The organism is Hamadaea flava (genome assembly GCF_024172085.1).
In the GTDB taxonomy this organism is placed as follows: Bacteria; Actinomycetota; Actinomycetes; order Mycobacteriales; family Micromonosporaceae; genus Hamadaea; species Hamadaea flava.
Genome location: NZ_JAMZDZ010000001.1, coordinates 1,715,035 through 1,728,848 on the forward strand (window position 1 = coordinate 1,715,035; position 13,814 = coordinate 1,728,848).

Here is a 13,814-nt window from a genome sequence, read left to right on the forward strand (position 1 = left end):
CGGCCCACACGGCAGTAACCGGCCACCGGACGATCTCCACGGCGCTCCCGTCGGACACTGGGCCCATGTTCACCGACTACGAGCTACTGGCTGAGGAGATCCGGGCGGTGCAGCGCGACCTGGCCGGGATCCGCGCCACGTACGACTCCCCCGACGGGCTGGTCAGCGCGACCGTCGGCGGGGCCGGGGAACTGATCGAGCTGTGGCTGGATCCGCGGGTCTTCCGGAACCCCGATTCTGTCCTGCTCGCCCGGACCGTCACCGAGACCATCCACGGCGCGGCCGAACTCGCCCAGCGTCAGGGCCTGGCGATCGCGGCCGCCTACCTGCCGCCCGGTGTCGAGTCCGCCGACCTGCGGTTCGACCCGTTGTTGACCGCGCTCGACCAGCAGACCGGCGGAGGTGGCCGGCGATGACCGTCGACCGCGACGGCGACGGATTCGTCGACATGTACCCCGAGGAGACCACGACCCAGTTGGCCCGGGTGCACACCGTCGGCGCGGACTTCGGCCGGTCCTGGGCCAAGGCGCTCGACCGGATCAACAGCCCCGGCAAGATCGGCAACGGCGGCATGGGCCAGTCGTTCATGGCCGGTTACGCCGCGGACAAGGAGACCCTCGTGACCGCGGCCGGCAACGTCCGCGGGGTCTACCAGGCGCTGGCGAACAACGGCTATCAGGGTGTGCAGCTCTACCAGGGCGCGGCGATCGAGTCCACCAAGCTCTTCCCGCCTGAGTAGCCGATGAGCGACGTCCTCGAGCCCGTCGGCCGCCTGTGGGACGCCGTCCTGCGCTACGGCGGCAAAGCCAAGGACGCCATCTGGCCGCCGGACAGCGAATCCGACGTCATCGCCCTCGCCGAGGCCTGGGAGGCGGCGGCCGACGCGCTGCAACAGGCGATCGACACATCGGAAGCGGCCGCCGTCCAGCTCCTCGAAACCTGGCTCGACGGGGCGGGTTTCGAGATGTACTACACGTTGCACAGCCTGAACCAGGGCGCCGGCGATTCCGTGGGGCTCACCCAGCTGGTCGCGGACCTGCGGCAGATCGCCACCAAGTGCCGCAACTACGCCCGGGACCTCGCCGACACCAAGAACCAGGTCCGGGCGGAGATCGCGCTGAACGCCGCGCTGTTCGCGCTGGCCTGCCTCGGCGGTCCGGCCGGCATATCACTGTTCGCGTCGCGGATGGCCAGTCAGATCGCGGCCCGGGTGGCGCTGATGGCCCTGCGGGTGGCCACCGCCGCCAGCAAGATGGGCAAGGTCTCGAAGTTCGCCCTCGGGGTGGCGAAGGAGGGGTTCGAAGAGGTCGGGATCGACTGGACCGGCCAGAAGCTGAGCCAGATGCAGGGATACCGCACCACCATCGACCTCAAGCAGACGGCCACCGCCGGGCTCGCCGGTGCGATCGGCGGGCCGTTGAGCGAAGGTCTGCGCGAGGTCCCCGGCCTCAAGCAGCTCACCCACAAGCCCGGACAAGCCGCCACCGCGGCCAGCTCCTTCATCACGAACGGGGTGACGTCCCCCGTCGCCGGGCACGTCGCGCAGAACGTCATGGACGGCAACCTCGCCGCGATCGGCGACGTCGGCGCGTACGCCAAAGCCGTCCGGGACAACGGATTCGCGGCGGGCGCGATGGCCGTCGGCCGGTCGAACACTGAGTTGGCCGGGCGGCAGATCCACTCCGCGGTCACCGGCGGGCCGAGCACCTGGAGCCAGGTGGCGACAGAGCTGGGTCACGGATCGGGGCCGCCGAACGGGAACCCGCCTACGCCGCTCGCGCCGGACAGCGCCGGGGCGGGAGCCGGGAACGGGGCGGGTGCAGCCAGCGGAAGCGCCGCGGGAGCCGGGGCGGCTGGGGGAAGCGGGGCCGGCGGATCATCCAGCGCGTCAGCGTCAGGCGGCTCGACCTCGGGCAGCGGCACGCCGGGTTCGGGTAGCTCCGGAGGCTCGGGCAGCTCGGGCTCCGGCAGCGGCACGTCCGGCGCGGGCGGATCATCCGGCGCGTCGACCTCGGGTGGCACGTCTAGTTCGGCCGGCACGTCGGGGTCGGGCAGTGGGTCGGGGTCGGGCGGCTCCGCTGGCTCCTCGGGGTCAGGCGGGCCTTCAGGCTCCGGTGACGTGGGTGACGGCGTGGGCGCGGGCGCACCCGACGCCACGACCGACGTCCCGTCCGGTCCGGACGAGAACGGAGCGGATCACCAGACTGCGCAGGAGTCCACACCCGACGGTGCGGACCAGGACCAGGCTTCACCGGAAGCCGGGAACGTGGCTGACCCGACCGGCGGGCAGAATCTCGGCGCGGACGGCTCCGCGACGCAGCAATCCGGCCTGCCGCCAGCCGAATCCACCGAATCCGCTTCGGTCGATCCAGCCGTCACGGGTCCGGTCGCTGCCGCGCCCGCCACCGCTACCAGACCGGCGGCGACCCGTCACACGACGATCGGCGCCACGCCGGCCGCCTCCAACCGATCGGCAACCAACGGGCAGAACCAGAGCGGGACCGACTCGGAGGAGTCCGGCGCAGACGGTCGTGGCGAGAGCACGACTGAGGAGCAGGCCGGCCTCGACCAGGCTCCGGCGTCAGCTCCGACCGGTGCTTCCGCGGAGTCCGAGGTGGTTCCCGAGTCGGCCACCGCCTCGGAGAACTCGCCGACCGGGACGCCCGATTCCACTCGCCCGGACAACCTGCCATCAGAGGTCGACGCTGTGTGGGACGCACTGCCGGCAGGCGCGCGACAGGCGGTCGCCGACCTAGCCGCCGCCAATCAGGCCGCCGCCGACCGCCGGAGCGCCGGGCTCAGCGATCTGGTCACCGCGATGGCTGCCAGCGTGACCGGAGAGTCCGGCCTGTCGCTCGCCGAAACGCTCGACCGGATGAGCGAGGCACAGCGCCGGGCATTCGCCGAGCGGATCGCGGCGTACACCGGACTGGCCAGCCCCACCGCCGCGGATGCCGCAGCCGTCGCCCGGCCGGACGGCCTGCCCCACGACCTGGCCGCGACGTGGGACGCCCTGCCGCCCGCCGTACGCCACGTCGTCAGCCGGCTGGCCGCCGCCCATCCGAAAGCCGCCGCACGGGAGCAGAAAGCACTGGCTAATGCGTTGCTGGGCGCGGCGAAGAGCGTCGTCTCCGGCCGCCGCGACCGGCCGCTTGCCGAGCTGGTCGCCGGCATGACCGAGGCCGAGCGGCAGACCTTCGCCGACCGGATGGCCCGCAAGGTCACCAGCCTCACGACGCAGCAGGCCGCGAAGGACCAGTCCACGGCGACTCAGCGAGAATTGGCTCGCCTCGGCGCTCAGCCTGGCAAGGGCATGGTGCTTGAGGCCGCCGACATCCAAGCGAAGCTCGATCGGCTCGCCGCGCTGGGCGTCGACATCGCCCACGCCGAGGCGACCCTGCGCGACTACCTCAAGAACGCGCGGTCGGTGCAGGCGGGCGACCAGATCAATGCGACCACACTGGACGGTGATGCCACCAACGTCGTGGGTCTGCTCGCGGCGATCGACGCCGCGCTTGCGCTGGCCGAGCTGCCGCCGGAGCTGCTGGCGCAGCTGGGCACGCCCGGACTGACGATCGAAGGACTGCAGGTACCGGTCGCGGATCAGACCGACATCGACATCCTCGGCCGGTTGCCGGACGGCACCGAGGTCCGGTTCGAGGTCAAGGACTACGGGGAGTTCGGTCTCGTCCAGGACCGCGCCAAGATCCTCCAGCAGCTCGGAACGCAGCGCCGGCTGGCCGACGAGGCGTACCAGCGCGGACAAGAGGCGGGTGAGCCGTCGGGGCGGCCGCCGCTCGTCATCGGCCTCTACACCAATCAACTGACCAACGCTCTCCTCGCGCAGCTGCTGGCCAACGGCGCCGACGCGGTCTGGCACTACCACGGTTTCCAGCTCTTCACCTCCGCTGTCGTGCACGAGGGCAGGGGGCAGCGGCCGGCGGCTACCGATCCGAATCCGCCCACTGCCCCGACCGTGCCGAGGGGGAACACCGACGCGGTGGACGTCGTCACCCAGCTGCTCACGTCTGGCTTTCAGGTCGGCGACCCGGTCACCGTCACCACCGATCCCGAGGGCGTCGACGTCGTCTTCGGTGAGAACACCCAGCGCCGGGTGCTGGTCGACCGCGCAGCCCTCCCCCCGGGTACGCAGGTGCGGCTGGGCTACGACCCCGACGCCGGCGCGTTCCGGCTGACCGTCGGCCAGGACGTCGACGTCAACGATCCCGGCGTCCGGGTCGAGCTGGCCCAGGCGTTGGGCCGGGTCGTGCTCGGGCCCTCCGAGTTCCGCGCTGACGACCGCAGTTCCGAGGACATGTTCCTCGACGTGCTCCAGGCGTACAGCTATATGGGCATTTCGGATGTCGGTCACGCGCTGGCGATGAGCCGGCCGGCCGGGCAGACCGGCCGCGAGGCGGACGTGGCCGCAGCGGTACGCCTGACGCAGCAGGCGCGGGCCGACGAGCAGCGCGTCATGCGGGTGTTGCGGGCGGCGCTGGCGGTCGATCCGAGCTTGGCCGACGTCATCGTCCGTTTGACGGCCATCGACGCGACCGTGAGCGGCCACCCGGCCCGTCGGCTCGCGCGGCTGGTGGGCCGGCTCGACGCCCCGGCCAGCGACAGCGCCCCGGCCGGCGACAGCGCGCAGGACGTGCGGCGGCGGGCCGAGGTCGGCCGGATCATGGCCGCGACCCTGGCGGCCACCCGTGGGCAGCTCGATCAGCGGATGTCGGGGTCGGTGGACGTGGCGGACCTGTCGACGATCGCCGACGAGGCAGTGAATCATGCGCTGACTGTCCTCGGCACCGCGCAGGCGAACGGCGATCCGCTCCAGGCGATCGGACCGGACGGCGCTTTCACGTCGGAGACGTCCACAGCAGCGCAGGTTACCGCCGCGGAGTTCCAGTCCGAACTGGACAGCCGGACGGCGCGCGACGGGCAGACCGAGCGGCAGCGTGTGGCGTTGCGGCCACTTGCCGGTGGACCCGCGCGGCTGGACGTCTCGCTGCGAGCCGCGCTGCGCTCAGTCGCCGCGACGCTCGGCTTCGCCACGCCCAGCGAGGAGGTGGCGATGCTGGCCCGCTGGGGCGAGGCGCTGCACGGCCTCGCCGGCGAGGGCACGCCGGAGTCGGCTGCGGCCATCGTGGACACCGCGCGCGATGTGATCCGGCGGACGATCGCGAACCCGGATCGGATGTCCATTCGCGACACTGATCGTGGCGACGCGTACGTGGTGTTTCAGCGTCTCCTGCCGAACGGGCAGGTCGTCGCGGTCACCGTCCAGGTGCACCGGTTCCTGGCCGATCGGGAGGCGATCGTCACCGACGTCGAGGTCCGGCCGGACCTGCGTACCGACGCCGGGCGGCCGATGGCGGGGGCGATGCCGCACCGGGTTCGGCTGGCACCGCGGCGTGGACCGATGCGGAACGACTTCGTGAACGACCTTGGCATGGGCACGCCGTACACCTCGGCCACGGCGATCCGGGCCGCCATGGGAAGGGTGGCGGACGCGCTGGGCTTGACCGTGACCGAGGACGGCGGTCGCACCACGTATGACCTCGGTTGGCGGGACGGCGAGGGCCCTGCGCGGGTCCGCGTCCGGATCGCCGGGGTGGGGGGCGGGCGCGGCGTCGAGGTGCGCCCGCCCCGGCCCGGCCGGGGAGAGCGGGTCTGGGAGTTGCGCGTCGATCCGCGCCAGCTCAACCGCGTCGGGCTGCCGCTCGACATCGCCGAAGCGCTCGGGCTCGCGTACGCGACCCACGCGGAACATGTCGACGGGTGGGTCCGGCCGTCCGCCGACGTGACGCCGCAGGCTGCCCGGCTAGCCGCCATCGCTGCGGTGATGACGGTTCCGCAGCCCGCCTCGGCGACCCCGGCGGGACGGCGGCTGGCGGCCGAAGCGCAGGCGCTCATCGAGAACCTGGGTCTGCGGCTCGACCAGCCCGAGCACGGTCAGCGCCGGGCCGAGCTGGCTTCGACGATCGCGACCTTGTTCGGCGCGGACGCGGCGACCGCGGTCGACACCCTGCTCGCCGACCAGGGTGTCGCGGCGGCCGACCTCAGCAACGCCGAGACCAGGAAGTTCGCGGAGAAGGCTCGCGAGCAGGCCGCCGCGCGTGACCGCGCCCGGACGGTCACCGACCTCCTCCTCGACCAGCAGCCGGGCCAGGCGACGACGCAGACCCCGGAGATCGCCGAGCTTCGCGGGATAGGCCCGACGCTGACGGCGACCGAGATCGCCGAGCAGCTGGCGACCGTGCTGCCGGAAGTGGCGCTGAGCCGTGGTCTGACGCTCACCGCAGTACGCCGGGACGGCTTGGACACCGTGGCCACGGTCACCCACCCCAGCCTCGCGGGCCCGGTGACCGTACGCCTCCGGACCGGATCACCGGCCACCGGCACCTCGGCGCACACGACGATCGACTTCGCCGACCGCTCGGTGACCATCACGGTCGCTCACGGGCAGTCCGCGGACCTCGTCTCGCTGCACCTGGTCGGAGCGCTGACCCAGGCTTTGGAGACCGTTGGGCGTACCGACGACGGCAGACCGGGCCAGCCGGCGGACGCGCTGGGCCATCATCAGCTCAGCTATCGCCAGCGACACGACATCCACGGGGCCAGTCCCGCCGACGTCGCGCTCGCCGCCCAGATTCAATGGCAGGCGGAACGGATGGGCGTCGACCATCGTGCCGCCACGGTCGCCAACCTGATCGTCCTGCTGCATCAGGCCGGCGTACGCGACGGGCAGGTGCATTCCACCTTGCGCCGCCGGTTGCTGGTCCGGCTCATGCCGGCTCCGATCGCGTTCCGGGTGAAGGCGCTGCTGGAGATGGAAAGCGTGCTGGATCCGGCGATCCGGTCCGCGGTGCCGACCATGACGACCGCACCGTCGCGGACGGTCTCGCGGGGGCGACGGCGGTTCACGGTGAACCTGCCGGTGTCGCTGGAGTCGACGGGCTCGCTGAGCACCCCGCCGCATCAGCCACTGCTGCCGTTCGTACGCCGGATCGGCCCTCGCCGGGCGGACCGGTTGGAACGGCGGATCGCCGCACGGCGGTTCCAGATCAGCCGCATGGGCTCGGACTGGGTCGCAGCGCGGCGTACGCCGACGACCGCCGCTCTGGCGCGTAGCGCGCTGTGGCCGGTGAAGTTCCTCCGAGCGAGGCCGTTGGCGCTGCTCACCGGCAAGCTCCGCTACCAGCGCCCGTGGCGGGTCAGCGCGTTCAGCAACCGGACCGGCTTCACCCGGTTGCTGCTGCCCGACGGCTCGCACAAGTGGGTGGCCTACACGAAAACCGCGGCGACCCGGACGATCAACCGGCTCGGCGGGTTGCGGTTCTCCACGTATACGCCGTGGAACGACAACGCCGCTCCCGATCAGGGTCACGGCAACCGATACGGCCCCACCGGTACGCCACCGGCGTGGTTGTTCCCGCTCACGGGCCACGCCGTGATCGACCTGATCGCCGGGATCGTCGGGCACCTCCCCGTCACGGTCAGCACCAAGGACGGCAGTGGCATCGGCACGCCTCTCCCGTTCGGCAACAAGGAGAGCGAGACGCGGCCGACCACGATCCGGGCGATCGGCGACTTCGGCGACGGCACCCGGATCGCGATCGCGCGCATGACGCCGTCGCCGGATCTGACGAACACTCACACCTTCACGGCGTACGTGTTCATCGGGACGTTCCTCGACGTCAAGATCGCCGGGGTGACGAGCTTCTACATCTGGGTCGGCGGCCAAGGCGTCTCGGTCACCGGCAGCCAGGACTACGACGAGCTGGTCCGCAATCTCGCCGAGATCACCGACGAGCATCGGCGCCTGATCGCGGAGGGACACCGCGTGCGGGCCTGGTGGCACCGGCGCAAGGCGGTCAGCACGTACTTCGGTTCGTTCAAGGGCGGTGGCGAGATGCAGCCGCTCGTCTTCGAGATCGGCTACTCCCACCGCTACACGCCTTACCTGGACACCTTCGACCGGCTGGGCTGGGACGTCAGCCAGGTTCACGACATCGCGAGCACGCCGGAGCACGAGCACGCCGACAATTTCCACGACCCGTTCACGCAGGGGAACGACCGCGCGGGCCTGCAGATCAATCCCAACATCTCGATCCTCGCCGGAGCCTTCGACCCGTTCACCGCGAGCCGCCGGTTGCGTACTGTTCTCAATCCCGTCAATTGGGCCCGGGCCTGGTTCCAGCGGCCTGATGTCGCCGAGGCGCTGGGCTTCAGGGACGCTGCCCCCACGCTCGTGCCCGGGACTCCCGGCGAGTCGCACCTGCCCAGCGGCGACCGTACGCCGGGCCTGATCGAGTCGGTGATCAATCCGCCGTCCGACGGCACTCCTGCCCAGCCCTACCGATCGCCGTACAACTTCGACGGACCGGGGGACGATGATGACGACGAGACGCCGGGCCCGATAGTTTGGACTCCGCCGCGAGGGTGATCGGCCCGCCTCGCCGCGTACGGACCTGGCCGACGACGGCAGGAGCCCACGTGCGTCCAAAATGGATCTACGCGGCTCTCGCCGTGCTCGGCGTGCTCGCCGTCGTGCTCGGGCTGTCCTGGTGGCGCGGGCCGGCGCTCATCCCGCTCGATCCGCCGACCGGTCAGGTGACCATCGCGGGCCAGCTCGTCCTCGATCCGGCCGAGCCCGCGTCCGGCGGCCTGGTCACCGCCCGCGCCACCCTCAGCGCCGAACGGGACGTCGTCCTGAGCGCGTTGACCGTGAAGGTACGCGACGAAGCCGGCGCGTTCCATGACTTCCCGACGCTGGTCGACGCCGAGCTGAGCCCGGAGCCTCGGGTGTTCGAGACGCAGCGGGAACTCCCAGCGCCCGGCACCTACACCTACTACCTGGCGTACCAGTTGCACGGGACCTGGGTCAGTCTGCCGCCCTGGCAGCGGGTCACGGTGCGCTGACCGGCAGGCGCAGCTCGAAGATCGCGCCGCCCTCGTCGGCGTTGTAGACCGTCAGAGTGCCCCGGTGCGCCTGGGCGACCCAGCGGACGATCGACAGCCCGAGGCCGGAGGAGCCGCCGGTGCTGGAGAACCGGTCGAACGCCTCGTCGGCGAGCGCCGCGTCGATGCCGGGACCGTGATCGGCGACGGTGACGACGCCGCCGGCCACGGTGATGTGCACGATCGCCGACGCGCCCGGCCGACGTCCATATCGGATCGCGTTGTCGAGCAGATTGCCGATCGCGCGCTGGATCAGGATCGGGTCGGCGTTGACCTTGGTGGGCGCGGCGGTGACGGTGATCTGCGCACCTTCCGGGGCGGTGTCCTCGACGACGGCCGTCACGAGCTGGTCGAGCCACATCGGCTGGATGGCCAGCTTCTCCACGCCCGCGGCGAGCCGAGCCCGGACGAGCAGACCGTCGATGATCCGGCCCATCCGGCCGGCCAGGCGTACGGTGCGCGACAGCAGGTCGGCCTGTCGCTCGGGGTTGTCCAGGGCGGTCTCGGCGAGGGCACGCAACGCCGCGACCGGCGTACGCAGATCGTGTGCGGTCTCGGCGAGCAGCACCTCCTGCTGGTGCAGGGCCGCCGCCACCGGCCGGATCGCCCGGCCCGACAGCGCGTGCGCCGCCGCGCCCAGGCCGGCGAAGAGCACCACGCAGCCGCCGATGACCAGCGCCGTCAGCTTGTTGTGGCGCTTCTGCTCGGCTGCGGTGTCGGCGACGGCGACCACCGCGCCGACGTAGTCGTGTTTGCGGTCGAGCAGCGGCTCGACGCGTACGCGGACCAGCTCGCCGCCGCTGCCCCGCTGGTAGCCGACGACCGCCCCACCGGTCCGGATCGCGGTGGCGGTCAGTCCGCTGAGCACGGCGTTGTCCATCGGTACGCAGAGCTGCCGCGAGATGTGCGCCTGGAAGGTCAGCGCGCCGCCGGGCATGATCGCGAACTGGGGGCAGCGGTCGTTGAGCTCGTCGGTGTTGACGAGGCTGAAGTCGATGGCGTCGTCCAGGATGATCAGCCGGCTGACCGACGAGGTGACCCGATGCAGTTCGGCGTCGAGCCGGGCCTGCCCCTGCCGGCCGTCGGTGCGGACGATCCACCAGGCCAGGCCCACGATCGCGAGCATGTTGGCGGCGGTGACCAGGGCGGTGAGCACCCAGCGCAGTCGGCGCAGCCGCTCGGTGGCCGACGACGTCATGCGATGCCCAGCAGGTAGCCCCGGCCCCGGACGGTGTGGATGAGCTGCGGCTCGTGCAGCTTTCGGCGCAGGCGCTTGACCACCACGTCGACCACATTAGACATCGGGTCGGTGCCGGAGTCCCAGCAGTGCTCGATCACCTCGGCCCGCTCGACGATCTGATCGGCCCTGGTCAGGAGGTATTCCAGCACCGCGTACTCCTTGACCGAGCAGGTGATCAGGACGCCGGCGCGGCGGACCTCCCGGCGTGCGCAGTCTAGCTCCAGATCGGCGTGGCGTAACACCGACGGCCGTCCCGTGCGGCGGCACAGGTTCTCCACCCGGGCGCTGAGTTCGGCGACGGAGAACGGCTTGACCAGGTAGTCGTCGCCGCCGTGCTCGAATCCGGCGACCCGGTCGGCCAACGCGTCGCGGGCGGTGAGGAACAGGACGGGCACGGCCCAGCCCTGCCGGCGGCGGGTGTGCACGTAGCCGATCGAGTCGCCGTCGGGCAGCATCCGGTCGAACACCACGCAGTCGAACTCTTGGCCGCTCAGGGCTTCGTCCGCGGACGCGATGTCCCGGGCGGTGTCGACGAGCAGTCCGTCGGCGCTCAGTTTCGCGGCCACCGCCACGCGAAGATCCTCATCGTCCTCGACGACCAGCACTCGTGTCATCAAAACCTCATGTACGCCGATAGATCGTGTCTGTACCGCAGGTTAGCCGACCTATCCGATGAGGAGGATGCCGTCGTGAACACCTCAGAGCCCGGCGGGATCGAGGCGATCCTGGCCTCGGCGGTCAGCGAGGTCCTGGTCATGAGCACGGGATCCGCGCCGATCGGCCAGTACCGCGCCGTCGACCGGGAGAACCTCGCCCGCGGCGTACGCTATCGCGTCCTGTTCCCCGATTCGATGCGGCTGACCACCAAACTCAGCCGGATGGCGCTGGCCGGCGCCGCTGTGCGTACCAATGTAGAGATCCCGGTGGAAGCGATCGTGATCGACGGCACGACGGCCCTGCTGCCCAATCATCCGACCGGCGTGGCCGCGTTCCGGCTGCCGGGCGTGGTGACCGCGACGCTGGAGCTGTTCGGGTGGATCTGGTCTTCCGCGGTGCCGCTGACCCCGGTGGAGGAGGCCGGCGACGACGGCCCGCTGACCTGGCGGGAGCGGGACCTCATGACCCTGCTGTACACCGGGCACACCGACGAGTCGGCGGCGATGAAGCTGGGCATCTCGGTGCGGACCGTGCGGCGGATGGTCGCCGACATCATGAACCGGCTCGGTGCGCGCAGCCGGTTCCAGGCCGGGGCGAAGGCCGCGGGGCAGGGTTGGTTGATGGCGAGGGCGAGCTGATGTCGCGGACCTTGCTGGTCTCGGGACAGCCCGGCGCCTACCCGACGATCGGGCATGCCCTCGCGGACGCGCCGCCCGATGCGTTGATCTCCATCGCGGCGGGCACCTACCTGGAGACCCTGGAACTGGTGGACGTCACCGTGACCCTGGCCGCCCTGGCCGGGGCGAAGGTGGTGATCGACGGGACGGGCGCGGACCGGCCGGCGTTGCGGGCCAAGAACGGCGCGGTGAGCCTGCACGGGATCGAGGTACGCGCCGGGATCTCGGTCGACGACTCGGCGCTGACCCTGCGGCACTGCACGGTCACCGGCGGCCGCCGGCCGGCGATCAGCATCCGGGGATCGGCCGGCTTCGCCGTGACCGACTGCACCGTCAGCCAGGCTGAGCAGGGCATCGTGGTCGACGGCGCGTCCGGTCGTCTGGAGGGGACCACGATCTCCGACGTCACCGGCGACGGCATCATCATCGGCATGGGCGCGGACCCGGCGATCCGCAACTGCGCCGTCACCGGCGCCGGCCTGCGTGGAATCTACATCTACCAGTACGGCCGCCCGGTCATCGAGGGCTGTGAGGTGTCGCGTACCGGGGCCGAGGGGATCTCGGTCGCGCAGCACAGCACGCCAGTGATCCGGAACTGCTCGGTGACCGACGCGCGCGGGGTCGGGATCGCCGTCGCCGCCGATTGCGCGGGCACTCTGGAGTCCTGCCGAGTCGAGAACACCGCCCAGCCGGGCGTCGCCCTCGCCGACGGTGCCACCACGACGGTGATCGCCGGAGCCGCTTCCGGTGGCGGTCCGGCCGGTCAGGGGCTGGAGGCGCTGCTCGGCGAACTCGACGCCATGACCGGGTTGGCCGAGGTGAAAGCCGAGGTGCGGGCGCTGGTCGACGAGCTGCAGGTGAACGAGTGGCGACGCCGGGCCGGGCTGCCGGTCGGCGCGGCCAGCCATCACCTGATCTTCGCCGGGGCTCCCGGCACCGGGAAGACCACGGTGGCCCGGATCTACGGCCGGCTCCTCAAGGCGCTCGGCGTCCTGCCGCACGGCAAGTTCCGGGAGGTCACGCGGCGGGATCTGGTCGGCCAGTACATCGGGCACACCGCGGAGAAGACGTCGCTGGTGTTCGAGGAGGCCGTCGGCGGTGTGCTGTTCATCGACGAGGCCTACACGCTGTCCCGGGCGGGGGCTTCGGGCGGCGACTTCGGCCAGGAGGCGATCGACACCCTGGTCAAGCTGATGGAGGATCATCGGGACGAGGTCGCGGTGATCGTCGCCGGCTACACCGGGGAGATGGCCGACTTCCTGTCCGCCAACCCCGGCCTCGCCTCACGGTTCGGCAAGACCGTCGAGTTCGGCGACTACACCCCGGACGAGCTGCTCGACATCATCGGCCGGATGGTGTCGGCCGGCGAGTACGAACTCGACCCGGCGGCCGCTCCCGTGCTGATCCGGTACTTCGCCCGCATCTCCGGTGGCCCGAACTTCGGCAACGCTCGCGATGCCCGGCGGCTGTTCGAAGGCGTACGCAAGGCGCAGTCGCAGCGGCTGCGGCAGATCGACCGGCTGCCGACGGTCGACCAGTTGCGCGCCATGCTTGTCGACGATGTCCTGGTGGCCACGGCAGACTAGGTGCCGTGCGGGTGCTGATCACTGAGGACGACGGCAATCTCCGGCTCGCCCTCGAGGTGGCGCTGCGGGGTGCCGGATTCGCGGTGGACAGCGCGGCCGACCTGCCCGCCGCCGACGAGGCGTTGTTCGTGAACACCTATGACTGCGCGGTCTTCGACCGGATGCTGCCGGGCGGGGACGCGCTGACCTATGTCCATCGCCGTCGGGGCGAGGGCTGGCAGTTGCCGGTGCTGTTCCTGACCGCCCGCGACAGCGAGGCCGACCGCATCGACGGGCTGCGCCTCGGCGGCGACGACTACCTGGTCAAGCCGTTCGCGATGGCGGAACTGGTCGCCCGCGTACGCAGTCTGTGCCGGCGCAGCACGTCCGGACGGCCGGCGGTGCTGCGCTGCGGCGATGTGGAGCTGGACGGAAGCCGGCATCGGGTGACCCGGGACGGCGTACTGCTGACCTTGGCCCGCAAGGAATTCCTGATCCTGGAACGGCTGATGGCCGGACCGGGACAGCCCGTTTCGCGGCAGGAGCTGGTCGCGTACGCCTGGGACGAGATGGCGGACCCGGCGTCGAACGTCCTGGACGTGGTGATCGGCCAGCTGCGGCACAAGCTGCGGGAACCCACGGTGATCCATACGGTGCGCGGATTCGGCTATCTGATCGCACCCTGACCGCGCCGTGATCGCACCCGCATAGCAC

The 13,814-nt window shown here is 71.2% G+C and carries 9 protein-coding genes; 7 read left to right on the forward strand and 2 right to left on the reverse strand.

What is annotated here, in order from left to right:
* Window positions 1-65: 65 nt before the first annotated feature.
* From HDA40_RS08155 to HDA40_RS08170, 4 genes are read left to right on the forward strand one after another with little or no spacing between them, the layout of a single operon-like run.
* Complete coding sequence (locus HDA40_RS08155) at window positions 66-416, forward strand: YbaB/EbfC family nucleoid-associated protein (protein WP_253753563.1); 351 nt, start codon at window positions 66-68, stop codon at window positions 414-416.
* Complete coding sequence (locus HDA40_RS08160; RefSeq protein ID WP_253753565.1) at window positions 413-739, forward strand: hypothetical protein; 327 nt, start codon at window positions 413-415, stop codon at window positions 737-739. The genes HDA40_RS08155 and HDA40_RS08160 overlap by 4 nt, the downstream gene beginning before the upstream one ends.
* 3 nt (window positions 740-742) lie before the next feature.
* Window positions 743-8,446 carry a WXG100-like domain-containing protein gene (locus HDA40_RS08165; protein WP_253753567.1) on the forward strand — a complete coding sequence of 2,568 codons (7,704 nt, stop codon included), beginning with the start codon at window positions 743-745 and terminating at the stop codon, window positions 8,444-8,446.
* A gap of 50 nt (window positions 8,447-8,496) precedes the next feature.
* Window positions 8,497-8,922, forward strand: coding sequence for a hypothetical protein (locus HDA40_RS08170; RefSeq protein ID WP_253753570.1), 426 nt, complete (start codon window positions 8,497-8,499; stop codon window positions 8,920-8,922).
* Here the strand turns inward: HDA40_RS08170 and HDA40_RS08175 are convergent.
* On the reverse strand, window positions 8,909-10,159 hold the full coding sequence (locus tag HDA40_RS08175; protein WP_253753572.1) for a sensor histidine kinase: 1,251 nt from the start codon (window positions 10,157-10,159) through the stop codon (window positions 8,909-8,911). The genes HDA40_RS08170 and HDA40_RS08175 overlap by 14 nt on opposite strands.
* Window positions 10,156-10,815, reverse strand: a complete 660-nt coding sequence (locus HDA40_RS08180) for a response regulator transcription factor (RefSeq protein ID WP_253753574.1) — start codon at window positions 10,813-10,815, stop codon at window positions 10,156-10,158. The genes HDA40_RS08175 and HDA40_RS08180 overlap by 4 nt, the downstream gene beginning before the upstream one ends.
* A gap of 75 nt (window positions 10,816-10,890) precedes the next feature.
* Here HDA40_RS08180 and HDA40_RS08185 point away from each other — a divergent pair, with 75 nt between their 5' ends.
* Genes HDA40_RS08185 through HDA40_RS08195 form a run of 3 tightly spaced genes read left to right on the forward strand, consistent with a single transcriptional unit; the run spans window position 10,891 to window position 13,786 of the window.
* Window positions 10,891-11,496, forward strand: coding sequence for a helix-turn-helix transcriptional regulator (locus HDA40_RS08185; protein WP_253753576.1), 606 nt, complete (start codon window positions 10,891-10,893; stop codon window positions 11,494-11,496).
* Window positions 11,496-13,121, forward strand: coding sequence for a right-handed parallel beta-helix repeat-containing protein (locus HDA40_RS08190; protein WP_253753578.1), 1,626 nt, complete (start codon window positions 11,496-11,498; stop codon window positions 13,119-13,121). Before HDA40_RS08185 ends, HDA40_RS08190 begins: the two co-directional genes overlap by 1 nt.
* 5 nt (window positions 13,122-13,126) lie before the next feature.
* Window positions 13,127-13,786: a winged helix-turn-helix domain-containing protein gene (locus tag HDA40_RS08195; RefSeq protein WP_253753580.1), complete on the forward strand. Its 660-nt coding sequence runs from the start codon at window positions 13,127-13,129 to the stop codon at window positions 13,784-13,786.
* Window positions 13,787-13,814 lie beyond the last annotated feature (28 nt).

Excerpts from the sequence above, each read along its gene's own strand:
- HDA40_RS08160 (WP_253753565.1), top strand. The coding sequence starts at position 413 with ATGACCGTCGACCGCGACGGCGACGGATTCGTCGACATGTACCCCGAG.
- HDA40_RS08155 (WP_253753563.1), top strand. The coding sequence starts at position 66 with ATGTTCACCGACTACGAGCTACTGGCTGAGGAGATCCGGGCGGTGCAG.
- HDA40_RS08165 (WP_253753567.1), top strand. The coding sequence starts at position 743 with ATGAGCGACGTCCTCGAGCCCGTCGGCCGCCTGTGGGACGCCGTCCTG.
- HDA40_RS08190 (WP_253753578.1), top strand. The coding sequence starts at position 11,496 with ATGTCGCGGACCTTGCTGGTCTCGGGACAGCCCGGCGCCTACCCGACG.
- HDA40_RS08180 (WP_253753574.1), bottom strand. The coding sequence starts at position 10,815 with ATGACACGAGTGCTGGTCGTCGAGGACGATGAGGATCTTCGCGTGGCG.
- HDA40_RS08175 (WP_253753572.1), bottom strand. The coding sequence starts at position 10,159 with ATGACGTCGTCGGCCACCGAGCGGCTGCGCCGACTGCGCTGGGTGCTC.